Raw genomic sequence first — 25,092 nt, forward strand, 5'->3', positions numbered from 1 at the left:
GTACCGCCCTCGGCGGTGGAAGGTATGAGGACCTAAGCGGACAGATCGATGACCGTCGGCCCGGTTCGCGGCAGAGATCGTGATCCGCCGCGAGAAGTGCGGAGCAGGCGTCATTGCCTGCGGCGCTTACGGCTCATGCCCAGCGGTTAAGGAATCGAAACCGCCGGGTAACGACTACTTATGCAGTCCCATGCATAGGTGATCGAGGCCTCATCCTACGGCCGCGCCGAACAGACTGCCCAGGGCGTACGTCACACCCGCCGCGGCACCACCGAGAGCGAGCTGCCGCAGCCCGCTGAACAACCAGGACCGCGCGGTCACCTTGGCCACGACGGCACCGCACGCGAAGAGCCCGAGCATCGCGAGCAGCAGCGCCGGCCACAGCACGGTCGCACCCAGCAGATACGGCAGTACGGGGAGCAGGGCGCCGAGTGCGAACGAGCCGAAGCTGGACACGGCGGCGACGGCCGGGGAGGGCAGGTCGCCGGGGTCTATGCCGAGCTCCTCGCGCGCGTGGATCTCCAGGGCCTGCTCGGGATCGCGGGAGAGCTGCCGGGCGACCTCCTGGGCCAGCTCGGGCTCGACCCCGCGGGCCTCGTACAGCGCGGCCAGTTCGCGCTCCTCGTCCTTGGGGTGCTTGCGCAGCTCGCGCCGCTCGACGGCGAGTTCCGCCTCGACGAGCTCGCGCTGCGAGGCGACGGAGGTGTACTCGCCGGCGGCCATCGAGAAGGCGCCTGCGGCGAGGCCCGCGAGTCCGGTGATGACGATCGTCTGCTGGGAGACCGACCCGCCGGCGACGCCGGTCATCAGGGCGAGGTTGGAGACCAGGCCGTCCATCGCGCCGAACACGGCGGGGCGCAGCCATCCGCCGTTCACATCACGGTGGGTGTGGTTGTCGCGGTGCGCGACGTGCAGCGTCGCCTCGGTCTCGATGATCGCCATACCGGTCCCCCAGAGTGCTTGATTGGACTGTTTCCACTTTTTGACAACTAAGAAAGTACGCCTCAAATTTCCTTGCCGCCAGCAAGGAAAGGCTGGGCTAACCTGCACTTTTACGTCTCGATGCTCATCCGTGGCATGTCATGCACATATGTCGACCGGGTGACAGTCAGGCCCGCGAGGCTCCTGTCAACCGCCAAGGTGGGACAGATCCGCAAAGGGTTCCGCGCGCCGCATTCCGCGCACCGGCAGGGGCCCTGAGAGGAGAGGCACGTATGGCTTCCATCGCCTGCATTCCCTCGGCCCCGGCATCCGGGAGCGCCGCCGCTCTCCGCGACCGGGCACGCGGCGCCCTGCTCGGACTCGCCGTCGGGGACGCGCTGGGCGCCCCCGCCGAGAACATGAAGCCGTCGGAGATCCGCGCCAGGTGGGGCCGGATCACCGGGTACGTCGCCGAGCACCCGGCCGGGACGGACGACACCGAGTACGCGATCTTCTCGGGGCTGCTGCTGGCCCGGCACGGCACGGCGCTGACCGTGGCACACGTCGAATCGGCCTGGCACCAGTGGATCGCGGACCGCGACGAGGGGCCGTTCCGCGGCGCCGGATTCAGCGAGCGCGGCACGCTGGAGAACCTCCGCCGGGGGCTCGCGGCGCCCATCTCCGCCCAGCACCGGCACGCCTGGAGCGACGGTCTCGCCATGCGCGCGGCGCCCTTCGGCGTCTTCGCGGCCGGCCGGCCCGCCGAGGCGGCCCGGCTCGTGGCGATCGACGGCTCGGTGAGCCACGAGGGCGAGGGCATCTACGGCGGCCAGGCGGTCGCGGCGGGGGTCGCCGCCGCGATGGCGGGCGCTCCCACCATCGCGGTCGTGGCCTCCGCCCTGGCCGTCGTGCCGGACGACTCCTGGACGGCCCGCTCCCTGCGCCGCGCGGTCGCGGTGGCCCACCGCGGCGAGCGGGCGGTGCGCTCCGCGGTGGTGATCGGCGGCTACCCGTGGACCGACCTGGCCCCCGAGGCCGTGGCCCTCGCCTTCGGCGCGTACGCGGCGGCGGACGGGGCGTTCACCGAGTCGGTCCTCACCGCGGTGAACATGGGCCGCGACGCCGATACGACGGCCGCGGTGGCCGGCGCGCTGGCGGGCGCGACCCGGGGCATGTCCTCGATCCCCGCCGAGTGGGCGGCGGCCATCGGACCGGCCCGCGGCAGTTGCCTCCCCTCGATGGAGGGCCACCACATCCTGGACGTGGCGGAACTCCTGACCCCGGAGAACGAGGAGAAGTGGGGTGCCGGGGGGCGCGCGCTTCCCGCCCCTGACGCCTGCGCCGTACCTGCCGCGGACACCTCCGTCCGCTCGGACACGGACGCACGCGAGCCCGCCGCCGGTGGCGACGCGGTGCGGTCATGAGGCCCGGCCTGGCCGGGGACGAGTCCGGCCCGACACCGGGCGAGGGCGCCGCGTCGGCCGCGCCCCCCGAACTGGCACCGCCCGACCCGGTGGAGCCCGGCAGACGGCCCCGAAGCACCCCCGCAACGCCCACACCGACACCGCTCGCCCCGGCGGCATCTGCCGAGGGCACCCGAAAGCCGGGGGCGACGCCACCCTCCACAGCCACGGAACCGACGGCACGCGCCGAAGGCACGCGGCCGGTGGCGCTCGCCGGGCGCCCGGACCCGGTGGCGGTCGACCCGGCCGCGGAGCCCGTGAGCACCCCCGCAACGCCCACACCGACACCGCTCGCCCCGGCGGCATCTGCCGAGGGCACCCGAAAGCCGGGGGCGACGCCACCCTCGACACCAACCAAGCCGGCGGCACGCGCCGAAAGCGCGCGGCCGGTGGTGCTCGCCGGGCGCCCGGACCCGGTGGTGGTCGGCGGCGGCGCCCCTGGTCGAAGCGGCATGCCGACCGGCCGCGACCGGGCCGCGGGGCCCGCGCTGCTCGCGGAGGGGGTCCAGGAGCCGGGGATCTCCCCGGTGGAGGCACGCCCGGCGGCGCCCCCGCGCCGCATCGAGGGGCTTCTCCTCGGGCTGGCCGCGGGGGATGCCGCGGGATGGCCCGCCGCACGGCACCGGGCCGCGCGGATGCCCGAGTGGACCCGGCGGCTGACCCGCGAGCTGGACACCTTCGCGGAGCAGAACGCGACGACGACCCTGCCCGTGCCGATCGCACTGAACCAGCCGCCGGAACCGTTGCGGCTCGGCGCCTCGGACGACGCCGAGTGGGCGGCGTTCGCGGCGGAGGCCGTGCTGCGGGCCGGGGAGACGACGGCGCTCGGCGACCTCAGCCTCCAACGCCGGATGCGCGCGTCCATCGACCTGTCGTGGAACGCCGTCGCCAGCGAGGTCGCCGCCGCGGCGGACCGCGCCCCCGAGGTCGAGTCCGCCCTGCTCCCGCTGCGCGCCCGGATCTCCGTACGCGCCGGACTCGGCAACCTCGCCACCGGTCTGCGCCCGCCCGCCACCGGCCACGACAACCCCCACTACTTCGACGACGCGGCCTGCGTACGGGCCTGCGTGCTGGCCGTGGCGCACCCGGGAGACCCCCGACTCGCCGCGGAACTCGCCGAGTTCGACGCCCGCTACACCCAGGACGGCGACGGTGTCCACGGCGCCCGCGCGATGGCCGCAGCGGTGGCGCTCGCCCTCGCCGGGCACGACGTCGACACCTGCGTGGAGGCGGCCCTCGCCGAACTGCCCGCCGCGACGGAGATCGGCCGCAACGCCCGGCACGCCCTCGCGCTGGCCCAGGACAGCGAGAGCACCTTCGCCCTGGTCCCCCTGCTGGAGCACCAGATCGTCGACCACGTCTACAGCTACGGCATCGCAGCCGCCGAGACCGTCCCCGTCGCCCTGGCCCTGGCCGCCGCCGCGCGCGGCCGGATCGCCGAGGCCGTGCCCGCCGCCGCGTGTCTGTCCCGGGTCGCCGACTCGGCCCCCGCCCTGGCCGGAGCGCTCACCGGAGCGCTCGGCGGCGCCGCCGCGATCCCCGCCTCCTGGCGCGACGCCTGCCGCACCCTGTCCGGCTGCGCGCTGCCCCGGCTGACCGGCACGGATCTCATCGGGCTCGCCGAACTCCTGGAGGCGACAGGACTCGCCGACCCGCTCGATTCCCCGGAACTGGCCGCCCCAGAGGGATGATTCGGGCATGACGCCCAAAGGAGAAGAAACGGGAACCCTCGACGAGCGGATCAACGGAGCCCTCGTCGGAGCCGCCGTCGGCGACGCCCTCGGCGGCCCCGTCGAGGGGTACTCCCCCGAGCAGATCACCGAACGCCACGGCGGCCGCGTGCACGGCGTCGTCGGCCCCTGGAACGGCGACGACTGGCCCACCGCCCGCCCCATCGCCCCGTACCACAAGGGCGACGGACACGTCACCGACGACACCCTGATGACGCATGCGCTGGTACGGGTGTACGCCACCGTCCGCGACCACCTCGACGCCTACGCCGTCGCCGAGCACCTGGTCCCCGACCTGATGACCACCCCCCGCTGGATTCCGGAACTGGAGGCCGAGGCCCTCCCCCTCCAGCGCATCTTCCTCGCCGAGAAGTGGCTGGTCGCCCGCCTCCACTACGGCCATGTGGACCCCCGGGAGGCCGGCGCCGGCAACATCGTCAACTGCGGTGCCGCGATGTACATGGCCCCGGTCGGCCTCGTCAACGCGGCGAACCCGGCGGGCGCGTACTCCGAGGCACTCGACATCGCGGGTGCCCACCAGTCCTCGTACGGGCGCGAGGCCGCGGGCGTCTTCGCGGCGGCGGTGGCGGCGGCCTGCGCACCCGGCGCGACCCCCGACTCGGTCGTCGCCGCGTGCCTGTCGCTCGCCAAGGACGGCACCCGCGCCGCCGTCGAGGCGGTCTGCGAAGTCGCCTCGCGGCACACGGACTTCGAGTCGGCGCTCGCCCCGCTGCGCCGGGCGGTGGCCCCGTACGACACGGTAGGCCCCGACTACCGCTCCCCCTCCCTCGGCGCCCGCCGCCCCTCCCGGCTCCACGCCATCGAGGAACTCCCCGTCGCGCTCGGCATGTTGCTGGTGGCGGGCGACGACTTCCGGCACGCGGTCCTCGGTTCGGTCAACTACGGCCGCGACTGCGACTCCATCGCCACCATGGCAGGCGCCCTCGCGGGCGCGCTCGGCGCCGAGGTCCCGCACGACTGGGCCAAGTCGGTGGCCGAGTCCAGCCGTCTCGACCTGGACGCCCCGGCGCGTACGCTCGCCGACGTGACCCGGGAGATCTTCGACCGTGACGTCCACCGCCGCCGGGCCCACGAGGCGGCGTACGCCAGGTTGGCGGGAACACCGTGCTCCGGCTGACCTGGGTCCAGCCCGAGGACCTCCTCGGCCACGAGCTCCACCAGGCCGTCCAGGACGGCCGCGAGCCGGCCCGCATCGCCGCCCGCTGGCACGCGGCGGGTGGCCGCCCGGCCCCGCTGCGCGCGGGCGCGTCGGCGACTCCGGCCTCCCCGTCCCTGCGCCGGCTCGCGGCCGACCTCCTCGACGAACTCGCCGCTCTGCCACGCAGGCTGGCGGACGACGAACCGACGGATCTGGCGCTGATCAAGGCCCAGTGCCCCGCCTGGCCGCCCCCGCGGTACGCGCCCGTGCCCCCTCCCGACCGGTCCCGCCTGGAAGCGGCCTGGCTCGGCCGGGCCGTGGGCTGTCTGCTGGGCAAACCCGTGGAGAAGCTCCCCCTCGACGGGATCCGGGCACTCGCCCGAGCCTCCGGCAACTGGCCCCTGCACACCTGGTTCACCGCGCGGGGCGTACCCCGGGAACTCCTGGAGGCGCACCCCTGGAACCGACGCTCCGCCGCCACCTCCCTGGCCGAGAACATCGACGGCATGCCGGAGGACGACGATCTCAACTACCCGCTCCTGAACCTCCTGTTGCTCCAGCGGTACGGCCGGGACTTCACCACCGCGGACGTGGCCCGCCTCTGGCTGGACGAACTCCCCGCCGGCCGCACCTTCACCGCGGAGCGCGTCGCCTACCGCAACCTCCTCAGCGGCATCGAGCCCCCGGACACCGCCCGCCGTCACAACCCGTTCCGCGAGTGGATCGGCGCCCTGATCCGCGCGGACGTGCACGGCTGGACCAACCCGGGCGACCCGGCGGGGGCCGCGGAACAGGCGTACCGCGACGCCGCCCTCACCCACACGGCCAACGGTGTCTACGCGGCCATGTTCACGGCCGCCGCCATCGCCGAGGCGGCCACCGCGACCCATGACGTCCACTCCTGTCTGCGCGCCGGACTGAGAGTCGTCCCGCCCGGCTCCCGGCTGGCCCGAGCGGTCCGCCACGCCGTCCGGCTCGCCCGTACGACACCCGACTTCGCCACGGTCGTCGACGAACTGCACGCCACCCACCGCGACTGTCACTGGGTCCACGCCGTCCCCAACACCGCGCTGATCGCCGCCGCCCTCACCCACGCCGACGGCGACTTCAGCGGCTCGATCTGCCGCGCGATGTCCGGCGGCCTGGACACCGACTCGAACGGCGCGACGGCCGGAAGCATCGCCGGCCTGCTCACGGGCGACCCCGCCAAGCTGCCCGACCGCTGGACGGGCCCCCTCAAGAACCGGCTCGCCACCTCCGTCGCCGACTTCAACGGCATCGGCTTCGACGCCCTCGCCCACCTCACACAACGGGAGACCGTTCGCCCATGACCCATATCGCCGTGCTCGGCAGCACGAACATGGACCTCGTCGCGTATGTCGCCAAAGCCCCGCAGCGCGGAGAGACCGTCACGGGACGGGAGTTCCGTACGATCCCCGGCGGCAAGGGCGCGAACCAGGCGGTGGCCGCCGCGCACGCGGGCGCCGACGTCTCCCTGGTCGGCGCGGTGGGCGCCGACTCCTTCGGCAGCCAACTCCGTTCCACGCTGGAACACTTCGGCGTGAACACCGACCATCTGCGCACCACCGAGGGGCCGTCCGGCACCGCGCACATCGTGGTGGACGACGAGGGCGGCAACGCGATCGTGGTCATCCCCGGCGCCAACGGCACCGTCACCTCCCTCGCCCCCGGCGACGAGGGCCTCATCGCCAGCGCCGACGCGCTTCTCCTCCAGCTCGAAATCCCGCTGGAAGCCGTGCTCTCCGGCGCGGAGGCCGCACGCCGGCACGGCGTCCGGACGATCCTGACCCCGGCCCCCACACAGTTCCTGCCGCCCCAACTGCTTTCCACCATCGACCTGTTGGTGCCCAACCAGCACGAGGCCACCGCACTCACCGGCTTCACCGACCCGCGCGGAGCCGCCGCCGCGCTGCTCGAACAGGTCCCCGAGGTCGTCGTCACGCTGGGTGCGGAGGGCAGTCTGTACGCGGCCCGGGGCGCCGACCCCATCACGGTGCCGGCGCCCAAGGTGACCGCCGTCGACTCCACCGGCGCGGGAGACACCTTCGTCGGCACCCTCGCGGTCGCGCTCGCCGAGGGCCGGGAGATGTCGGAGGCCCTGGTGTGGGCGTCGGCGGCGGCCGCGATGTCGGTACAGCGGCCCGGCGCGACGTCCTCGATGCCGTACCGCTCCGAGATCGACGCCCAGGCCGCCTCATGAGCGGGCACACCGGGGACGGCCCCCTCAGCGGCCTGCGCGTCCTCGACCTCGCGACCCTGTTCGCGGGGCCGCTCGCCGCCACCATGCTCGGCGACTTCGGCGCGGAGGTCGTCAAGGTCGAACACCCCGCCCAACCGGACCCGTCCCGGGGACACGGCCCCTCGAAGGAGGGCATCGGCCTGTGGTGGAAGCTCCTCGGCCGCAACAAGCGCACGATCACCCTCGACCTGTCGAAGCGCGGCGGCCGCGAGACCCTGCTCCGGCTCGCCGCCGACGCCGACGTGATCATCGAGAACTTCCGTCCGGGCACGCTGGAGAAGTGGGACCTGGGCTGGGCGGAGCTGTCCGCGGCCAACCCCCGTCTGGTGCTCGCCCGGGTCACCGGCTTCGGCCAGTTCGGCCCGTACGCGCACCGCCCCGGCTTCGGCACGCTCGCGGAGGCGATGAGCGGCTTCGCGGCGATCACCGGCGAAGCGGACGCGCCGCCGACCCTCCCGCCGTTCGGCCTGGCCGACTCGATCGCCGGACTGGCGACGGCGTACGCCGTGCTGACCGCGCTGACCGCCCGCGAGCGCACCGGCGAGGGCCAGGTGATCGACATGGCGATCATCGAGCCGATCCTGACCGTCCTCGGCCCGCAGCCGATCTGGTACGACCAGCTGGGCCATGTCCAGCCCCGCACCGGCAACCGCTCGGCGAACAACGCGCCCCGCAACACCTACCGCACGGCGGACGGTTCCTGGGTCGCGGTCTCCACGTCGGCGCAGTCGATCGCGGAGCGCGTGATGCGGCTGGTGGGCCGCCCGGACGTGATCGACGAGCCGTGGTTCGCGACCGGCGAGGACCGGGCACTCCACGCCGACATCCTGGACGGCGCGGTCGGGGCGTGGATCGCCGACCGCACCCGGGACGAGGTCCTCGCCGCCTTCGAGAAGGCGGAGGCGGCGATCGCCCCCGTCCAGGACGTACGGGACGTCATGACCGACCCGCAGTACCAGGCCCTGGACACCGTCACCACCGTCGACGACCCCGAACTGGGCCCGCTGCGCATGCAGAACGTCCTCTTCCGGCTCTCCGCCACGCCCGGTGCGATCCACTGGGCGGGCCGCCCGCACGGCGCGGACACCGACGCCGTGCTCACCGAACTCGGCCTGACGGGGCCGGAGATCGAGGCGCTGAGAGCGGAGGGCGCGCTGTGACCGCGGACCTCCTGCCCCTCACCTGGCTGTACGCGCCGGGTGACCGTCCCGAGGTGGTGGCCAAGGCCCTGGTCTCCGGTGCGGACGTCGTCCTCGTCGACCTGGAGGACGCGGTCGCACCGCACCGCAAGGAGTACGCCCGCTCCGCCACCGCCGACCTGCTCGCCGACGCGCCGCCCGTCCCGGTGCACGTCCGGGTCAACGCCCTCGACGGTCCCTTCGCCGACGCCGATCTGAAGACGCTCTCGTCGCTCCGCGGCCTGTCCGGTCTGCGGCTGCCGAAGGTGACCTCGCGCTCCGACGTCGTACGGGTGGCGGAGAGCGCGACCCCCGCGGAAGGCGGCGCGATCCCGCTCTACGCCCTGCTGGAGACGGCGCTGGGCGTGGAGCATGCCTTCTCCATCGCGTCGTCCCATCGCGCTCTGCGGGGTATCGCGCTCGGTGAGAGTGATCTGCGGGCCGATCTCGGCGTCCGTGACGAAGCGGGCCTCGACTGGTCCCGGGCCCGCCTGATCGTGGCCGCCCGGGCGGCGGGGCTGCCGCCGCCGGTCCAGTCGGTCTACCCCGACATCCGCGACGTGGAGGGCCTGGCCTCGTCCTGCGCGCACGGCCGCGCCCTCGGCTTCCTCGGGCGCGCGGCGATCCACCCCCGCCAGCTCCCGATCATCGAGCGGGCCTACCTTCCCACCCCGGCCGAGGTCGATTCCGCCGAGGCCGTCATCCGGGCCGCCGCCGCCGATCCGGGCGCCCAGGCACTGCCGGACGGCCGCTTCATCGACGCGGCGGTGGTCACGGGCGCCCGCCGCACCCTCGCCCTCGCACAGCGCCTGGCCTGAACCGACACGACCTGGGACGACAGGATCTGGGACGACAGGATCTGGGACGACAGGATCTGGGGCGACAGGATCTGGGGCGACAGGATCTGGGGCGACAGGATCTGGGGCGACACGAAGGGGGCGCCGCGTCCCGGACGCGGCGCCCCCTTCTGTGTACGGGGAGAACTCAGCTCTTCTTGGCCGACCCGGCCTCGTCCCGCGACACGGACTCCGCCCCGGACCCGGCGTCGATCTCCGTCTCGGATTCCTTCTCGGCCGCGGATCCGGCGGGCTCGGAGGACTCGACGGACTCGGCGACGGACGGCTTGTCGAGGTCGACGGAGTCGTCGTCGGTCCCGGCGCCGGTCCCGCCCTCGTCCTCGCTCTTGTCCCCGCCCTTGTCCTTGTCGTCGGCCTTGGCCTCGGCCGCGTCCTTGCCGGAAGCGGTCTCGTCGCCCTCGGCCGGCGCGTCCTCGTCGGCGTGGGGCTCCACGATCTCCTCACGCCCCGGACGCAGCCGGAACGAGACCACGATGTAGACCACCGCGAGGAGGAAGACCACCAGCGCCGTCCAGTCGTTGAGACGCAGGCCCAGGATGTGGTGGGCGTCGTCGACGCGCATGTACTCGATCCAGCCCCGGCCGACGCAGTAGGCGGCGACGTAGAGGGCGAAGGCGCGCCCGTGGCCGAGCTTGAAGCGGCGGTCGGCCCAGATGACCAGGAATCCGACGCCCACGCACCACAGGGACTCGTACAGGAACGTCGGGTGGTAGTAGCCGGGGACCCGCCCGTCCGTGGAGGACGTGATGTGCAGCGCCCACGGAAGGTCCGTGGCCCTGCCGTACAGCTCCTGGTTGAACCAGTTGCCCCAGCGCCCGATCGCCTGCGCGAAGGCGATGCCCGGCGCGAGGGCGTCGGCCCAGGCGGGCAGCGGGATGCCCCGGCGGCGGCACCCGATCCAGGCGCCCAGCGCACCGAGGGCGATGGCGCCCCAGATGCCGAGCCCGCCCTGCCAGACCTTGAAGGCGTCCACCCAGTCACGGCCCTCGCTGAAATACAGCTCGTAGTCCGTGATCACGTGGTAGAGCCGGCCGCCGACGAGGCCGAAGGGCACGGCCCAGACCGCGATGTCGGCCACTGTGCCGGTCCGCCCTCCCCGGGCGATCCAGCGCTTGTTGCCGAGCCAGACGGCTACGAAGACGCCGATGATGATGCAGAACGCGTAGCCGCGCAGCGGAATGGGGCCGAGGTGCAGCACACCGTGCGACGGGCTGGGAATGTAGGCAAGTTCCATGGCAAGGTCGACGCTACCGTGCCGGACGCCACCGACGGTGGGCAGCCCCGCAACGGGTCCATAACGTGCGACGCCCCGACCTGTGGACAGGCGGGGGCGCCGGGGCGTACGGACGGGAAGCCGGAGCGTCCGGACGGCTCAGCCCTTGTTGGCCGCCTCCACCATCTGCTTGAGCTTGGCGGGGGTCATCGACTGGTCGGCGTAGATGTTCTTGCCGCCCAGGAGCACGGTCGGGGTGCCCGTGAAGCCGTTGCTCTGGAACGCGGCGTTCGACTTGTGCACCCATGAGTCGTGGGTGCCGCCGTTGACGCAGCTGCGGAAGGCCGGGGTGTCCAGACCCTCGACCTTGCCGGCGAGCTCGATGAGCTTGGCGTTGTCGGCGAAGGCGTCGTCGGTCTCCTTGGGCTGGTTCTCGTACAGCACGTCGTGGTAGTCGCGGAACTTCCCGGCGTCCTGGGCGCACGCGGCGGCGTTGGCGGCCTTGAGGGAGCCGCTGCCGCCCAGGTTCCCGTCGATCAGCGTGACGAGGTGGTACTCGACCTTCAGCTGCCCGGAGTCGGTCAGTTCGTGGATCGTCGGGCGGTAGGCCGTCTCGAAGGCCTGGCAGGCCGGACAGCGGAAGTCCTCCCACACCGTGAGGGTCGACTTGGCGCTGTCCTTGCCGACGGGGATCGCGAGACTGTCCTTGCCGGTGGCGCCCGAGGGCGACACGACCGGGCCCGACGCGCCGCTCTTCTTGTCCTTGCCTGCGTTGGCGGCCACCACGCCGATCACGGCGGCCAGACCGAGGACGCAGACCACCGACGCTCCCACGATCAGCGCGCGCCGGCGCTTCTCCCCGGCCTTCTGCTTCTCTCGCTCGACCGCCAGCCGCTCGCGGGCGCTGCGCTTTCCGTCACGGTTCTTCTCGCTCACATCCGGCAGAACGAACCGGGGAGGCGCAGCGCGCCTCCCCGGTCCAAGGTCCACTCGTTCGAGTGAGCGGATTGTCCGGTACGCGCGGATCCGCGTTGTGGCGTACGCGCGGACCCGCGCGGTGGCGTTACCTACGGATCCGGGTCGTGGCGTACGTACGGATCCGCGTGGTGGCGTTACGCCGTTCCGCGCACGCCCTTGGCGAGGTCGGCCGCCAGCGTCCGTACGGCTTCGATCCCGGCCGCGTCGTCCGGCGCGTCCAGCATCCGCTTCACGAACGCCGAGCCGACGATCACGCCGTCGGCGAAGCCGGCCACCTCGGCGGCCTGTGCGGCGCTGGAGACGCCGAGGCCGACGCAGACGGGCAGTTCCGTCGTGGCCTTGGTACGCGCCACCAGATCCTGGGCCTGGGTCCCGACCGACTCCCGGGTTCCGGTGACCCCCATCAGCGAGGCCGCGTACACGAAGCCGCTGCCGGCCGCGGTGATCTCGGCGAGCCGGGCGTCCTTGCTGCTGGGCGCGACGACGAAGACGGTCGCGAGGCCGTGCTTCTCGGCGTGCTCCCTCCACTGCGCCGACTCCTGGACGGGCAGGTCGGGCAGGATGCAGCCCGCGCCGCCCGCCTCGGCGAGCTCGGCGGTGAAGCGCTCGACGCCGTAACGGTCGATCGGGTTCCAGTACGTCATGACGAGGACGGGCTTGCCGGTGGCGTCGAAGGCCTCCCGGACGGTCCGCATCACGTCCGCGATCTTGACGCCGCCGCGCAGGGCGATGTCGTCGGCGGTCTGGATGACGGGGCCGTCGAGGACCGGGTCGCTGTGCGGCAGCCCGATCTCGACGACGTCGGCGCCGCCGTCGAAGACGGCCTTGACGGCGGCGATGCCGCCGTCGACGGTCGGGAACCCGGCCGGCAGGTACGCGATGAGGGCGGACCGCCCCTCCGTCTTCGCCGCGGCGAGGGTGTCGCCCAACAGCTGGATGTTGCCGCTCACTTGGCGTCCCCCTCGATCTCGGCGTTCTCGCTGTCGGCGTCCGCGGCGACGACGGCGTCGACGCCGTTGTCGTAGAGGCCGAAGTAGCGGGCGGCCGTGTCCATGTCCTTGTCGCCGCGCCCGGACAGGTTGACGACGATCAGTCCGTCCCTGCCCAGCTCCTTGCCGACCTCCAGGGCCCCGGCGAGCGCGTGGGCGCTCTCGATCGCCGGGATGATGCCCTCGGTGCGGGAGAGCAGCCGCAGGGCCTGCATCGCGGCGTCGTCGGTGACCGCGCGGTACTCGGCGCGGCCGCTGTCCTTGAGGTAGGAGTGCTCGGGGCCGATGCCGGGGTAGTCGAGTCCGGCCGAGATCGAGTAGGGCTCGGTGATCTGGCCCTCCTCGTCCTGGAGGACGTACGACCGTGATCCGTGCAGGATGCCGGGCTCGCCGGCGGTCAGGGTCGCCGCGTGCTCGCCCGTCTCCACACCGTGCCCGCCGGGCTCGCAGCCGATCAGGCGTACGCCGCTGTCGGGGATGAAGGCGTGGAAGAGGCCGATGGCGTTCGAGCCGCCGCCGACGCAGGCGACGGCGGCGTCGGGCAGCCGGCCGGCCCGCTCCAGGATCTGCCGCCGGGCCTCCACACCGATGACCCGGTGGAAGTCGCGGACCATCGCGGGGAAGGGGTGCGGGCCCGCGACGGTCCCGAAGAGGTAGTGGGTGTGGTCGACGTTGGCGACCCAGTCGCGGAACGCCTCGTTGATGGCGTCCTTGAGGGTGCGGGAGCCGGACTTCACGGCGATGACCTCGGCGCCGAGCATGCGCATCCGGGCCACGTTCAGCGCCTGGCGCTGGGTGTCGATCTCGCCCATGTAGATGGTGCATTCGAGGCCGAAGAGCGCGCAGGCGGTGGCCGTGGCGACGCCGTGCTGGCCGGCGCCGGTCTCCGCGATGACGCGGGTCTTGCCCATGCGCCGGGTCAGCAGGGCCTGGCCGAGCACGTTGTTGATCTTGTGCGAGCCGGTGTGGTTGAGGTCCTCGCGCTTGAGGAAGATCCGCGCGCCACCGGCGTGTTCGGCGAAGCGCGGCACCTCGGAGAGGGAACTCGGGCGTCCGGTGTAGTGGACGAGCAGGTCGTCGAGCTCGCGGGCGAACTCGGGGTCCGCCTTCGCCTTGTCGTACTCGACGGCGACCTCGTCCACGGCGGCGACCAGCGCCTCCGGGATGAACTTGCCGCCGAACGCGCCGAAGTAGCCTTCGGCGCTGGGGACTTGACCTTCGGGGTCGGGAATGAAGAACTCGCTGGGCATGCGGATACCTCGCAGGGGCGACAGCCCCGGTTACGGGATCGGACAGGGGTCACGGAAGCCGGACGCACCCGCGCTCCGCGGTCACCGGCTTGCCTGTCGGTGACACCGCCCACCCTGCCGCCGGTCCGCCCGCGCACGCGACGGACGTGCCGTCGCGAGGACCGGGTGTGCCGGACTCGGCTCGGTCCATGTGCGGGGTGGATTCGGCCCGGTCCACGCGTGCGGTGGACTCGGCCGGGCCCACCCGCGAGGGGGACTAGGCCGGGGAGGGCGTGAGCGCGCGTACGCGCTCGGGCCATCGCATGCCGTTGACCTGACCCGGCTCGTCGCCGATGACGTAACGGACCCGGCGCCCGTGCACACGGCGTGCGGGCGCCCGGCAGCCGCGCGGCCGGCAGCCGCGGGCGAGACGGGCGTAGGGGTCACGGGCCGCCGAAGGGACCGGGAGCACCGCGGCGGACGGCACACAGGGACGCCCGTCGTACAGGTCCCCGGGGAGGGAGAGGTGGGCGTCCGAAGCGACGGGCGGCAGCGGACTCCCGCTGTCCGCCCTCGGCACGGGCGATCCGGCCCGCGACCGCGAGACCGCGCCGACCGGACGAGGTACGGCCGGACGGGGTACGGCCGACTCCGCGCACGCCGGTACGCCGTCGGGGCGGACGCCCGGACGGGGTACGGCGGGGGCGAGGGTCGGGGAGGACACCGGCAGGTCAGTCCCGTCCGTGCCGCAGGGCCGGGTGGGCGCCTGCCGCGACCAGGTCGGAGACGGCGGTCTTCGGGTCGCGGCCGGTGACGAGGGACTCGCCGACCAGGACCGCGTCGGCGCCGGCGTTGGCGTAAGCGATGAGGTCGTGCGGGCCTCGGACACCGGACTCGGCGATCTTGACGATGCCGTCGGGGATCTCGGGGGCGACCCGCTCGAAGGTCGTACGGTCGACCTTCAGCGTCTTCAGGTTGCGCGCGTTGACGCCGATGATCTTGGCGCCGGCGTCCACCGCCCGCTCGACCTCGTCCTCGTCGTGCACCTCGACGATCGGCGTGAGCCCGATGGACTGGGCCCGCTCGATGAGGGACTCCAGGGCGGGCTGTTCGAGGGCCGCGACGATGAGCAGCGCCAGGTCGGCACCGTACGCGCGGGCCTCCCAGAGCTGGTACGACGTGACGATGAAGTCCTTGCGCAGCACCGGGACGTCCACGCGGGCGCGGACGGCCTCCAGGTCGGCGAGCGAACCGCCGAAGCGGCGCTGTTCGGTGAGGACGGAGATGACGGCCGCGCCGCCCGCCTCGTAGTCGGCGGCCAGGGCCGCCGGGTCGGCGATCGCGGCGAGCGCGCCCTTGGACGGGCTGGACCGCTTGACCTCGCAGATGACCTTGACGCCGTCACCGCGCAGGGCGGCCACGCCGTCCTTGGCCGCCGGAGCCTTCGCCGCGCGCTCCTTGAGCTCGTCGAGGCTGACGCGCGCCTGCCGCTCCGCGAGGTCGGCACGGACTCCGTCGATGATCTCGTCGAGCACACTCACGCGAGCGGCCCCCTTCCCTGCGGTGGACGGTTGAAGCGGTTGAGCAGCCGACCCGGGTTCACCGTCCCTGACGGAAAAGTCGGGTCACTGCGATGGTATCCGGAGGAAGGCGTAGCCCTCGCATCCGGTTGACGCCGGTCCCATTACCTGGACATTTGTCATTTGATCAAGGGTGCAGCCAGCCGCCGGACGGCAGGTTCCGGACAACGGTGAAGACCAGCACCAACGCGCCCAGGCTCCACAGGTGGACCGGTCCGAGATCGAGCCGCATCGGCCGTCCGCGCACCGCGCGGATCACCCAGACGGCCCACAGCACGGCGAAGGCCAGGTAGCCGCCGACGGCGAGCGCGTTGTCCGTGAGCGCCGTGACGAGGTCTCCGTGCGCGAAGGCGTGCGCGCTGCGCAGACCGCCGCAGCCCGGGCAGTAGATGCCCGTGAGGCGCAGCAGCGGGCAGACGGGGTAGTGGCCGGGCTGATTGGGGTCGACGGCCCCGACGTACGCGAAGGCCCCGGCGACGGCCGCGAGCATCCCGCCGGGAACGGCGAGCCGCCGCAGCAGGTCACCGGCGCCCGGCCCGGCCTGCGTCACCCTCTGGGTTTCGGCGTTCACGCGACGCATTCTGCCTCGCGCGCGGGGCGGGCGCTCGCCCGGGTACGCGGAAGGCGGCCCCCGCAGCTGCGCGGGGGCCGCCTTCCGTCAAGCCTCAGTGGGTCAGGCGTCGGCGCTCACGGTCGAGCGCGCCGTGTTCGCGGGGTGCGCGGCGGAGGTCTTCGGCTGGCCGAGACCCATGCTCCGCATGACCATGCCCACGACACCGCCGAGGACGACGACGACCATGCCGGCCCAGAAGCCCAGCGGTTCGGCCATCACCATGTAGGCACCCGCGATGCAGAAACCGATGAAGGCGATGATGACACCGGTCCAGGCGGCCGGGGTGTGACCGTGGCTGCTGCCCGCCATGACTTGCTCCTCGTTGCTGTATGCGTGTGTGAGTCGGACGCTCACGTCCATTGTCCCGTACGCGCGGGCCTGCCGTGAGCGGGGGGTCGCCCCTCGCGCGTCGGTCCGGCCGGGTCAGGACGAAGGCCCCGGGGCGCGGGACCCCGGGACGCCGGGACCTAGGTCCCGGCCGGGTCGGGACCGGTGGGGTCCTCGCCGCGGTCGAGTGCCTTCCAGATGTCCTCGGGGCGGTCCGGGTCGACCGGCTTGACCTTGCGGGGCCGGGGCCTGCCGTCCCGCTCGTAGCGGCCGGACATGGCGGGCCACAGACGTCCGTAGCGCAGGGCGAGCAGCCCCGCGAGCAGGATGAGCGCGCCGCCCGCCGCGGCCACGTACGGCCAGACGGTGTGGCTGAGGCCGGCCGCGGTGGCGGCGGTGTTGCCGGAGGCGGCGGCGGCCCGCTCGTCGAGGGCGGAGCTGTCGCTCGCGCCGAGGACGGCGGCGACGACCGTGCCCGCGCCGGAGAGCGCGAGCAGCGCGGAGACGAGAAGGCGGCCGGAGCGGCGGACGGCGAAGACGGCGACGAGCGCGGCGAGGCCGACTATGGCGAGCGCCGCGGGCACACCCGTGATGTCGCTGCCCTTGGCAGTCAGCGGGAAGGCACCGCCGGCCACGGTCGCGGTTCCCTGTGCCCAGTTCTGCCGGGTGGACAGCAGGGCCACGGCCGCGCCGAGCGCGCCGCTCAGCAGGGTCACAGCGAGGCTGCGGCGGCCGGACCGGGAGGGTCCCGCGGCTTCGGATCGGGGGTGAGGTACAGCAGTCACAGACCCCACTATCGCCTGAACCCCGGGCGAACCGTCATTCGGGGTTGCGTGAGCCTCGTCCTACTGCCCGCGATTCGCCCACGATCCGCGCCCGGTCGTACGGCCCGGGGCCTCGGTCGGGGCACCATCGGGCACTGCGACAAGTGCCCGCCACCCGGCCGCCCGAGCCTGCCCCCGACTGCCCGAGCCGGCCCGGCACCGGCACATCCGGGCCGGAGTCGGCCCCTCGCTACTGTCCGAGCCGGTTCGCCGTGTGTACGGCGCGCAGGACCGCCGCCGCCTTGTTGCGGCACTCGTCGTCCTCCGCGGCCGGGACCGAGTCGGCGACGATGCCGGCGCCGGCCTGGACGTATGCCGTGCCGTCGCGCAGGAGGGCCGTACGGATGGCGATGGCGGTGTCGGAGTCGCCGGCGAAGTCGAGGTATCCGACGCAGCCGCCGTACAACCCGCGCCGGGACGGCTCCAGTTCGTCGATGATCTGCATCGCGCGCGGCTTGGGCGCGCCGGAGAGGGTGCCGGCGGGGAAGCAGGCGGTGAGCACGTCGAAGGCCGTACGGCCGGCGGCGACCCGGCCGGTCACCGTGGAGACGATGTGCATCACGTGCGAGTACCGCTCGATGGACATGAAGTCGACGACCTCGACGGAGCCGGGCTCGCAGACCCGTCCGAGGTCGTTGCGCCCAAGGTCGACGAGCATGAGGTGCTCGGCGCGCTCCTTGGGGTCGGCGATCAGCTCGTCGGCGAGGGCCTGGTCGTCCTGGACGGTCGCGCCTCGCGGCCGGGTGCCCGCGATGGGGTGCACCATCGCCTGGCCGCCCTCGACCTTGACCAGGGCCTCCGGGGAGGAGCCGACGACGTCGAAGCCGTCGAAGCGGAACAGGTACATGTACGGCGACGGGTTGGTCGCCCGCAGGACCCGGTAGACGTCCAACGCGCTTGCGGTGCACGGCGTTTCGAAGCGCTGGGAGGGGACGACCTGGAAGGCCTCACCGGCCCGGATGCGCTCCTTGATGTCCTCGACGGCGTCCTGGAAGTCGGGGCCGCCCCAGAGCGCGGTGTACTCGGGGAGTTCGGAGGGCGGGAGCGCGGCGGGCGGCTGCGACACCGCGCGCGAGAGGTCGGCCTCCATGGCATCGAGGCGGGCGACGGCGTCCGCGTACGCCTCGTCGACGCCTGTGTCCAGGTCGTTGTGGTTGATCGCGTTGGCGATCAGCTGGACCGAACCGTCCCAGTGGTCCAGGACGGCCAGGTCGCTGGTGAGCAGCATGGTCAGCTCGGGCAGCTTCAGGTCGTCCCGCTCGCCGGGGCCGATCTTCTCCAGGCGGCGCACGATGTCGTAGCCCAGATAGCCGACCATGCCGCCGGTGAACGGGGGCAGCCCCTCGCCCTGCGGGGTGTGCAGCGCCTCGATGGTGGCGCGCAGGGCCGCGAGCGGATCGCCGTCCACCGGGACGCCGACGGGCGGGGCGCCGAGCCAGTGCGTCTGTCCGTCCCGCTCGGTGAGGGTGGCGGCGGAGCGGACGCCCACGAAGGAGTAGCGGGACCAGGACAGGGAGGTGCGGCCGTTCTCCGCGGATTCGAGGAGGAACGTGCCGGGGCGCTCGGCGGCCAGCTTGCGGTACAGCGCGACCGGCGTGTCGCCGTCCGCGAGCAGTTTGCGGCTGACGGGGATGACACGGCGGTCGGTGGCCAGCTTGCGGAACGTCTCGAGGTCCATGGCGGCTGACCTTACTGATTTCCGGCCGGTATACCGGAATCGGCGCCGTCCGGCCGGTCGCCGGCGTCCTTCAGCAGCACGTCGGCGTCGAAACAGGTGCGGGCTCCGGTGTGGCAGGCGGCGCCCACCTGGTCGACCCGCACCAGGACGGTGTCGGCGTCGCAGTCCAGGGCCACGGACTTGACGTGCTGGAAGTGGCCGGAGGTGTCGCCCTTGACCCAGTACTCCTGGCGGCTGCGCGACCAGTAGGTGCAGCGGCCCGTGGTGAGGGTGCGATGCAGCGCCTCGTCGTCCATCCAGCCGAGCATCAGCACCTCACCGGTGTCGTACTGCTGGGCGATGGCGGGGACGAGTCCGTCGGCGCTGCGCTTGAGGCGGGCGGCGAGCTCGGGGTCCAGGCTGCTGGGCAAAGGCGTGCTGGTCATGCGTGCCATTGTGCCGCGCCGGACCGTCGCGGCCGGCCGTTGTCCACAGGCCGGACCGCTTGGTTGTCCACAGGCCGGACGGGACCGGATCCGCCGCGCTGTCCACTGGGCGGAGCGGCTGCCCGGTCGTAGGCTGGCTGGTATGTCGACCCATGCGAAGCGCGAACGGCTCCTCCTCGCCGATCTGTTGGAAGCCGTGGGACCGGACGCCCCCACCCTGTGCGAGGGGTGGAACAGCCGGGATCTCGCCGCGCACGTGGTGGTGCGCGAGCGCCGCCCGGACGCCGCTGGCGGTCTCGTCGTCAAGCAGCTCGCGCCCCGCCTGGAGCGGGTGATGGCGGAGTTCGCCGCGAAGCCGTACGAGGAGCTGATCCTGCTGATCCGTACGGGGCCGCCGCGCTTCTCGCCGTTCTCCCTGAAGCAGCTCGACGAGGCGTCGAACGTGGTCGAGTACTACGTCCACACCGAGGACGTGCGCCGCGCACAGCCGGACTGGACGCCGCGCGAGCTGGACACGGTGTTCCAGGAGGCCCTGTGGTCGCGCCTGGATCGCACGGCCCGGCTGATGGGCCGCAGCGCCCCGACGGGTGTGGTCCTGCGCCGGCCGAACGGCCAGACGGCGGTGCTGAACAAGGGCACGCCGGTCGTGACGGTGACGGGCGAGCCCTCGGAGCTGCTGATGTTCGCGTTCGGCCGGCAGAGTGTGGCGGACGTCGAGCTGGACGGCGACAAGGACGCGATCACCAAGCTCCACGAGGCGAAGCAGCTGGGGATCTAGGCCGCCGGGTCACCGGCCTCCTCGGCCGGCACCGGTCATCAGGCCCCTCGGCCCCACCTGCGGGCCGGTTCCGCCGCCACCGGTCAGCAGACCCTTCGGCCCACAACCGGGCCGGTTCCGCCGACGCCGGTTACCAGACCCTTCGGCCCACCACCGGGCCGCCAGGGCCGTTCCGTCGCCAGCGGGCCGCCAGGGCCGTTGCCGCCACCGGGCCGCGGGGTGCGATCCGCGGTCGCCGGTCAGCGGGGCAGTTCGGCGCGCCGCAGGTCCCGTACGCACAGGGCGAGGACCCCGCCGAGGCCGCACACCGCGGCGCTGGTGACGAAGACGGGCCCGGTGCCCCACCAGCCGATCGCGGCGGCGGTCAGCGGCATGCTGAGCGGTGCGAGGCCCAGGCTGACGATGCCGGCGACTGCGGTGACCCGGCCCAGGTAGGCGGGGTCGGACTGGGTCTGGAGCAGCGCGCCGCACAGGGCGCCGCTGAGCCCGGCGAGCAGTCCGACGACGAGGGCGACGCCGACGGCCCCGGCGATGCTCGGCACGAAGGCGAGCGAGCCGATGGCCACGGAGCCGCCGAGGATGGCCAGTGCGGCGACTTTCCCCGCGCGCGGGAGCCGTCCGCGCAGGGTCAGCAGCAGGGCGGCGGCTCCCGCGCCGACGCCGAACGCGGCGATCACCCAGCCCATCCCGGACGCGCCCCAGCCGCGCCGGTCGGCGAGCAGGGCCAGTCCCACGTTCAGCGGTCCCACGAAGCCGAGGTCGCCGAGGGCGATGGCGACGATGAGCGGGGCGAGGACGCGGTGGCCGCGGATGTAGCGCAGACCGTCACCGAGGTCGCGCCAGGCGGTGCGTTCCGCCGGGTCCGCCGCGTCGTCCGGGGGCAGTTCCCGCATCCGTACGGAGATCAGCAGCGGCACCGACACGGCGATGAGCACGCCCGCCAGCGCGAACGCGGACGCCGAGCCGCCGAGGGCCACGGCGAGGCCGCCGAGCGGGGCGCCCAGCACATTGGCGAAGCGGATCGCGAGACCCCGCATGCCCTGTACCCGGGCGAGCTGGTCCCGCCCGGTGACCCGGGCGGGAAGGGCGCCCACGGCGGGCATGAACACGGCGTCGACGATGCCGAAGACGACGGCGAGCAGGGCCAGCAGCCACAGCCCGGGACTCGTCGCGAAGAGCAGCACGGCGACCGTGAGCACGGCCGCGCAGCGCACCGCGTCGCTGCCGATGACGACCTTCCTCGGCCCGAACCGGTCGGCGACCACTCCCCCGCCCAGCATCAGCAGCGCCCGCGGCACGGCGCTGACGGCCATCACGAGCCCGGCCTCGGAGGGCGTACCGGCCTGGACGGCGGCCCAGGACAGCGCGACGTAGAAGACGTTGTCGCCGATCATCGACGAGGTGTAGGCACCGAGCCAGCGCAGGACGTTGCCGTCGCGGTGGGCGGGCCTGCCGGGGGCTTGCGCGGGAGCCTCGGTGGGGGCCTGTCCGGGGGTCGGTATGACGGTCGCGGTCACGGGATCGAGTCCTCTCGGGTCGGGCGCGCTCTCGGGATCAGGCACGGAACGGGAATCCGTGGAGGTGCAGGGCGACGTTCTCGCGCCCTTCGGTGTCACCGGCCGCTTCGTCCGCGCGGCCCTTCTCGTCGTACTTGCGGATGACGCTGAGCAACTCATCCTGCAATTCGCTCAGTTGGACCGCGGTCAGCCGCAAGGTCGCCTCCGCGTCGGCGGACGCGTCGTTCCACTCCGTCGACCAGGTGGCTCGTTCGTCGAGGTAGCGCCGGTAGAGCTCGCTGCGCTGGTCGTGGTAGAGCCGGGTGAAGGCGAGATGGGCGGCCTCCTTCTCCGGCGCGTCCCGGAAGTCGACACCCCGGACGCTGACGCCGTCCGAGGCCGGCTGCCACCAGCGCTCACGGCCGTCTCCGCTGCGCGGCTCGGCCTCCTCGATCAGCCCGTGCTCGGCGAGCTTGCGCAGGTGGTAGCTGACGAGCGAGGGCGCCTCGTCGACCTGCTCGCCCAGCTGGGAAGCGGTGGCCGCACCGGCGACGTTCAGAGCGCGGTACAGCTGCATCCGCAGCGGATGCCCAAGAGCTTTGAGCGTGCCCATGTCCGTGATCCGGCGGTTCTCCTTGCTTGCCATGCCCCGACCCTAGATACGAAAGAAAAGTTGCGCAACTAAAATTCCGCAACTTTTCTTTCGTATCTGCATCGTCTTCCGCCGGGTCAGGGGTCGAGCAGCGAGTGGGCGGCCAGGGCCAGGGACAGTTCCACGACGTCCGCGGGGCGGGTCAGGGAGCGGCCGGTGAGCTGTTCGCAGCGGCGCAGCCGGTTCAGGACCGTGTTGCGGTGGCAGTAGAGGCGGCCCGCGGCCCGCTGGGCGGACCCGCCGCAGGCGAGCCAGGCCGTCAGCGTGTCCAGCATGACGTCCCGGTCGGACAGGTCCAGCCGCAGCAGCGGCCCGAGAACCCGCTCGGAGAGCGCCGCGCCGAGGACCGGCGCGGAGACGACGAGCGCGGCGGGCAGGTGTTCCTCCAGGACGACGGTCCCGCCGGAGCGCGGGCAGGCCCGCAGTGCCGTGTCGGCCAGACGGCGGGCGTCACCGATCGCCGCGAGACCGTCCACCACCGGGCTCACCCCGACCCGGGCCACCGGCGGGGCGGTCAGCCGACGGGCGATCTCCCCGGCGTCCACGTCGGGCCCGTGCGTCCGGGGGCGCTCCCCGCCGCGGCCGCCCGCACCGCCCGGACCGCCCGGACCGTCCTCGGCCCCCGCTGCGGGCGCCGGCTCGGGACCCCCGTCGAGGAGGCCGCTCTCGTGGCCGCGACCGGACTCGTCCCCGTCGTAGGGATGGTCGCCGAGCAGGACGATGCCGTAGCCGCCCTCGCTGTCGCGGTCGCGGTCGCGGTCGCGGTCGCGGTCGCGGTCGCGGTACCAGAGCACCCGCAGGCCGGAAAGGCGCACCTGGCCCCGTACGTCCGCGAACGCCCGGCCGACGGGCAGCCGGGCCAGCACCACCGCGTACCGGCCCTGCGCGGGGAGTCCGAGGGCGGCGGCGGTGGCCGGCAGATCGGCGATCCGGGCGGTGCCGTCGAGCAGCGCGGCCGTCATCAGCCGCAGCCGGTTCTCCCGGCGCCACATCAGCTCGCGCTCCGTCTGGCGGTAGGCGTCGGCGACGACGGCGCAGTGGTCGTCGACGAAGTTCCACACGTCGGCGGCCACATGTACGAGCAGCCGTGCGTCGGAGGGGTGGCGACGGGTCGTCTCGTCGACGAGCTCCTGCCAGATCATGCCGCCGCCCAGCCGGAAGGCGCGCAGCAGGGCGTCCAGCGGAAGGCCGCGCTCGGCGCGGGCCCTGCCGATGGCCCAGGAGCAGCGGTGGGCGGCCTCGCGCAGTTCACCGGGCCGGATCAGGGATCCGACGTTGAGCCGCAACGAGCGCTGCACCTCGTCGCGCACGCTCTCCGCGTCGGTCTCCATGGCCGCGCGGTACGCGGGTTCGCGCTCCCTCAGGAGGTCCATCAGGCGTTCGGTGAGTTCGGGCAGCCCAGCCATCAGCGCCCGGGCGGCGCGGTGCAGTACCGAGAGGGCCTCCGCGTCGACGGCCGGACGGGCGGCCGGTACCGGGGGCCGCGGTCCGGGCTGGGACCGGACGTGGGCGGGTACGAGGTGCTGCATCGCTGTCCTCCACCGGAGTCGGCTCGGTCCTGACCGCCCGGGCGGCCGACGCGCGGCACACGGGTGCTCCGGACCTCCTGATCCCGCAGGATGACATACCGCCCGGTCGGTACCTAGGGGTGTGCGGCGGTCTTCTCGGCCCGGTCCACCAACCGGGAGAGCTCGACGCGGGAGCGGACCCCCAGGGTGGCGAAGACATTGCGCAGGTGGTGGTCCACGGTGCGGGGGCTCACGGACAGGCGCAGCGCCACTTCGCGATTGGTGGCCCCCTCCGCCACGCAGCGGGCGATCCGCAGCTGTTGGGGCGTCAGGAGCATGAGCTGACCCGCCGGTTCACCCGGTCCGGCGTCCCCGGTGGCCCGCAGTTCGGCCCTCGCCTGCGTGGCCCAGCCGAGCGCCCCGCCCCGCTCGAAGGACACCAGCGCGTCCCGCAGCCGGCCGCGGGCCTCGCCCGGTCTGCGCCGGCGTCGCAGCCAGGCGCCGTAGAGGAGTTGGGTGCGGCCGCGTTCGAAGTCCCCGGCCACGTCGTCGTGTCGGTCGAGCGCGGTGGTGAACTGCGCCTCGCATTCCTCGGGGCCGCTCAACAGCGCACGGCAGCGGGCCAGTTGGGCGGGGGCCTGGGGATCGGCGCCCTGCGCGGCCCAGTGGGCGAACTCGGCCACCGCGGACCGGGCCGCCTCCGTCTGTCCGGTGCGGGCCGCGGCTTCCACGAAGCAGGGGACGGCGAGCATGCGTACCGCGAAGTGACCGCGGCGCGGGCCGACGCCGACCAGGGGGCCGAGCCGCGCGGCGGCCTCGGGGAGTCGGCCCCGAGCCAGGTCGGCACGGGCCCGCGCCCACTGGGCCAGCGTGGCCGCCTGGGCCAGACCGTGGGACGCGGCGACGCGTTCGGCGGCGTCGGCGTGCTCCGCGACGGCCTCGGAAGAACCCTCGACCGACGCCACCAGCGCGAGGATCGCGTGGTGGTGTGCCGCGAGGTTGTCCTGACCGGCACCGCGGGCCGTACGCAGGCCGTCCTCGGCATGGGCACGGGCGCGGGCATGGCGGCCCGCGCGCAGTTCTCCGTAGGCCAGGCGTTCCAGCGCCTTGGCGACCAGGATGTACGGGCCACGGGCCCTGGCGGCGGCGAGTGCACGGGAGTTGGCGCGGCAGGCGGCGGTGAGGTCACCGACGACGAGGGCGGCGCCCCCGGCCCGCAGCAGCGCTTCCGGGC

23 protein-coding genes and 1 pseudogene are annotated in these 25,092 nt (G+C 73.4%); 8 read left to right on the forward strand and 16 right to left on the reverse strand.

Going from position 1 to position 25,092, the window contains the following annotated elements; all coding sequences use genetic code 11:
• Positions 1-210: 210 nt before the first annotated feature.
• Positions 211-942: a VIT1/CCC1 transporter family protein gene (locus ACZ4N5_RS17015; RefSeq protein ID WP_467757860.1), complete on the reverse strand. Its 732-nt coding sequence runs from the start codon at positions 940-942 to the stop codon at positions 211-213.
• A gap of 272 nt (positions 943-1,214) precedes the next feature.
• On the opposite strand from ACZ4N5_RS17015, the gene ACZ4N5_RS17020 reads away from it, so the two are divergent.
• The 7 genes from ACZ4N5_RS17020 to ACZ4N5_RS17050 all read left to right on the forward strand — a co-directional run bounded on the left by ACZ4N5_RS17020 (position 1,215) and on the right by ACZ4N5_RS17050 (position 9,529).
• Positions 1,215-2,345 carry an ADP-ribosylglycohydrolase family protein gene (locus ACZ4N5_RS17020; RefSeq protein WP_467757861.1) on the forward strand — a complete coding sequence of 377 codons (1,131 nt, stop codon included), beginning with the start codon at positions 1,215-1,217 and terminating at the stop codon, positions 2,343-2,345.
• A gap of 491 nt (positions 2,346-2,836) precedes the next feature.
• Complete coding sequence (locus tag ACZ4N5_RS17025; RefSeq protein ID WP_467757985.1) at positions 2,837-4,075, forward strand: ADP-ribosylglycohydrolase family protein; 1,239 nt, start codon at positions 2,837-2,839, stop codon at positions 4,073-4,075.
• A 7-nt stretch (positions 4,076-4,082) separates the two neighbouring features.
• Positions 4,083-5,252 carry an ADP-ribosylglycohydrolase family protein gene (locus ACZ4N5_RS17030; RefSeq protein WP_467757862.1) on the forward strand — a complete coding sequence of 390 codons (1,170 nt, stop codon included), beginning with the start codon at positions 4,083-4,085 and terminating at the stop codon, positions 5,250-5,252.
• Positions 5,240-6,604 (forward strand): ADP-ribosylglycohydrolase family protein, encoded by a 1,365-nt coding sequence (locus tag ACZ4N5_RS17035; protein WP_467757863.1) that lies wholly within the window; start codon positions 5,240-5,242, stop codon positions 6,602-6,604. Before ACZ4N5_RS17030 ends, ACZ4N5_RS17035 begins: the two co-directional genes overlap by 13 nt.
• Positions 6,601-7,494 (forward strand): ribokinase, encoded by an 894-nt coding sequence (gene rbsK, locus ACZ4N5_RS17040; protein WP_467757864.1) that lies wholly within the window; start codon positions 6,601-6,603, stop codon positions 7,492-7,494. Before ACZ4N5_RS17035 ends, rbsK begins: the two co-directional genes overlap by 4 nt.
• Positions 7,491-8,693, forward strand: coding sequence for a CaiB/BaiF CoA transferase family protein (locus tag ACZ4N5_RS17045; RefSeq protein ID WP_467757865.1), 1,203 nt, complete (start codon positions 7,491-7,493; stop codon positions 8,691-8,693). The genes rbsK and ACZ4N5_RS17045 overlap by 4 nt, the downstream gene beginning before the upstream one ends.
• A complete protein-coding gene (locus ACZ4N5_RS17050; protein ID WP_467757866.1) occupies positions 8,690-9,529 on the forward strand; it encodes an HpcH/HpaI aldolase/citrate lyase family protein in 840 nt (279 codons plus the stop codon). The genes ACZ4N5_RS17045 and ACZ4N5_RS17050 overlap by 4 nt, the downstream gene beginning before the upstream one ends.
• A 166-nt stretch (positions 9,530-9,695) precedes the next feature.
• On the opposite strand, the gene lgt is transcribed toward ACZ4N5_RS17050, so the two are convergent.
• The 11 genes from lgt to hisI all read right to left on the reverse strand — a co-directional run bounded on the left by lgt (position 9,696) and on the right by hisI (position 19,424).
• Entirely contained in the window at positions 9,696-10,802 is a 1,107-nt protein-coding gene (lgt, locus tag ACZ4N5_RS17055) for a prolipoprotein diacylglyceryl transferase (protein WP_467757867.1), read from the reverse strand.
• Positions 10,803-10,940: 138 nt separating this feature from the next.
• Positions 10,941-11,717, reverse strand: a complete 777-nt coding sequence (locus tag ACZ4N5_RS17060; RefSeq protein WP_467757868.1) for a DsbA family protein — start codon at positions 11,715-11,717, stop codon at positions 10,941-10,943.
• 176 nt (positions 11,718-11,893) lie between these two features.
• Complete coding sequence (gene trpA / locus ACZ4N5_RS17065) at positions 11,894-12,709, reverse strand: tryptophan synthase subunit alpha (RefSeq protein ID WP_467757869.1); 816 nt, start codon at positions 12,707-12,709, stop codon at positions 11,894-11,896.
• Positions 12,706-13,998 (reverse strand): tryptophan synthase subunit beta, encoded by a 1,293-nt coding sequence (trpB, locus tag ACZ4N5_RS17070; RefSeq protein ID WP_467757870.1) that lies wholly within the window; start codon positions 13,996-13,998, stop codon positions 12,706-12,708. The genes trpA and trpB overlap by 4 nt, the downstream gene beginning before the upstream one ends.
• A gap of 256 nt (positions 13,999-14,254) precedes the next feature.
• Positions 14,255-14,464, reverse strand: a complete 210-nt coding sequence (trpM, locus tag ACZ4N5_RS17075; protein ID WP_467757986.1) for a tryptophan biosynthesis modulator TrpM — start codon at positions 14,462-14,464, stop codon at positions 14,255-14,257.
• Positions 14,465-14,708: 244 nt separating this feature from the next.
• Entirely contained in the window at positions 14,709-15,518 is an 810-nt protein-coding gene (trpC, locus tag ACZ4N5_RS17080; RefSeq protein ID WP_467757871.1) for an indole-3-glycerol phosphate synthase TrpC, read from the reverse strand.
• 166 nt (positions 15,519-15,684) lie between these two features.
• Positions 15,685-16,137 carry a DUF2752 domain-containing protein gene (locus tag ACZ4N5_RS17085; RefSeq protein WP_467757872.1) on the reverse strand — a complete coding sequence of 151 codons (453 nt, stop codon included), beginning with the start codon at positions 16,135-16,137 and terminating at the stop codon, positions 15,685-15,687.
• A 93-nt stretch (positions 16,138-16,230) separates the two neighbouring features.
• Positions 16,231-16,479, reverse strand: a complete 249-nt coding sequence (locus ACZ4N5_RS17090; protein ID WP_467757873.1) for an HGxxPAAW family protein — start codon at positions 16,477-16,479, stop codon at positions 16,231-16,233.
• A 158-nt stretch (positions 16,480-16,637) separates the two neighbouring features.
• Entirely contained in the window at positions 16,638-17,291 is a 654-nt protein-coding gene (locus ACZ4N5_RS17095; RefSeq protein WP_467757874.1) for a TIGR02234 family membrane protein, read from the reverse strand.
• A gap of 220 nt (positions 17,292-17,511) precedes the next feature.
• Entirely contained in the window at positions 17,512-18,999 is a 1,488-nt protein-coding gene (locus tag ACZ4N5_RS17100; RefSeq protein ID WP_467757875.1) for an anthranilate synthase component I, read from the reverse strand.
• Between the two features lie 11 nt (positions 19,000-19,010).
• A complete protein-coding gene (gene hisI / locus ACZ4N5_RS17105; RefSeq protein ID WP_467757876.1) occupies positions 19,011-19,424 on the reverse strand; it encodes a phosphoribosyl-AMP cyclohydrolase in 414 nt (137 codons plus the stop codon).
• Positions 19,425-19,566: 142 nt separating this feature from the next.
• Between hisI and ACZ4N5_RS17110 the strand changes: the two genes are divergently transcribed.
• Complete coding sequence (locus ACZ4N5_RS17110) at positions 19,567-20,202, forward strand: TIGR03085 family metal-binding protein (RefSeq protein WP_467757877.1); 636 nt, start codon at positions 19,567-19,569, stop codon at positions 20,200-20,202.
• A gap of 239 nt (positions 20,203-20,441) precedes the next feature.
• Here the strand turns inward: ACZ4N5_RS17110 and ACZ4N5_RS17115 are convergent, their stop codons facing one another.
• From ACZ4N5_RS17115 to ACZ4N5_RS17130, 4 genes and pseudogenes are all read right to left on the reverse strand, one after another.
• On the reverse strand, positions 20,442-21,704 hold the full coding sequence (locus tag ACZ4N5_RS17115; RefSeq protein WP_467757987.1) for an MFS transporter: 1,263 nt from the start codon (positions 21,702-21,704) through the stop codon (positions 20,442-20,444).
• A 52-nt stretch (positions 21,705-21,756) separates the two neighbouring features.
• On the reverse strand, positions 21,757-22,344 hold the full coding sequence (locus ACZ4N5_RS17120) for an ArsR/SmtB family transcription factor (protein WP_467757878.1): 588 nt from the start codon (positions 22,342-22,344) through the stop codon (positions 21,757-21,759).
• 83 nt (positions 22,345-22,427) lie between these two features.
• Complete coding sequence (locus ACZ4N5_RS17125) at positions 22,428-23,879, reverse strand: PucR family transcriptional regulator (RefSeq protein ID WP_467757879.1); 1,452 nt, start codon at positions 23,877-23,879, stop codon at positions 22,428-22,430.
• A 113-nt stretch (positions 23,880-23,992) separates the two neighbouring features.
• A pseudogene (locus ACZ4N5_RS17130) lies at positions 23,993-25,090 on the reverse strand (helix-turn-helix transcriptional regulator); the annotation flags it as partial.
• Positions 25,091-25,092 lie beyond the last annotated feature (2 nt).

This window comes from Streptomyces sp. NPDC026500 (assembly GCF_055567635.1).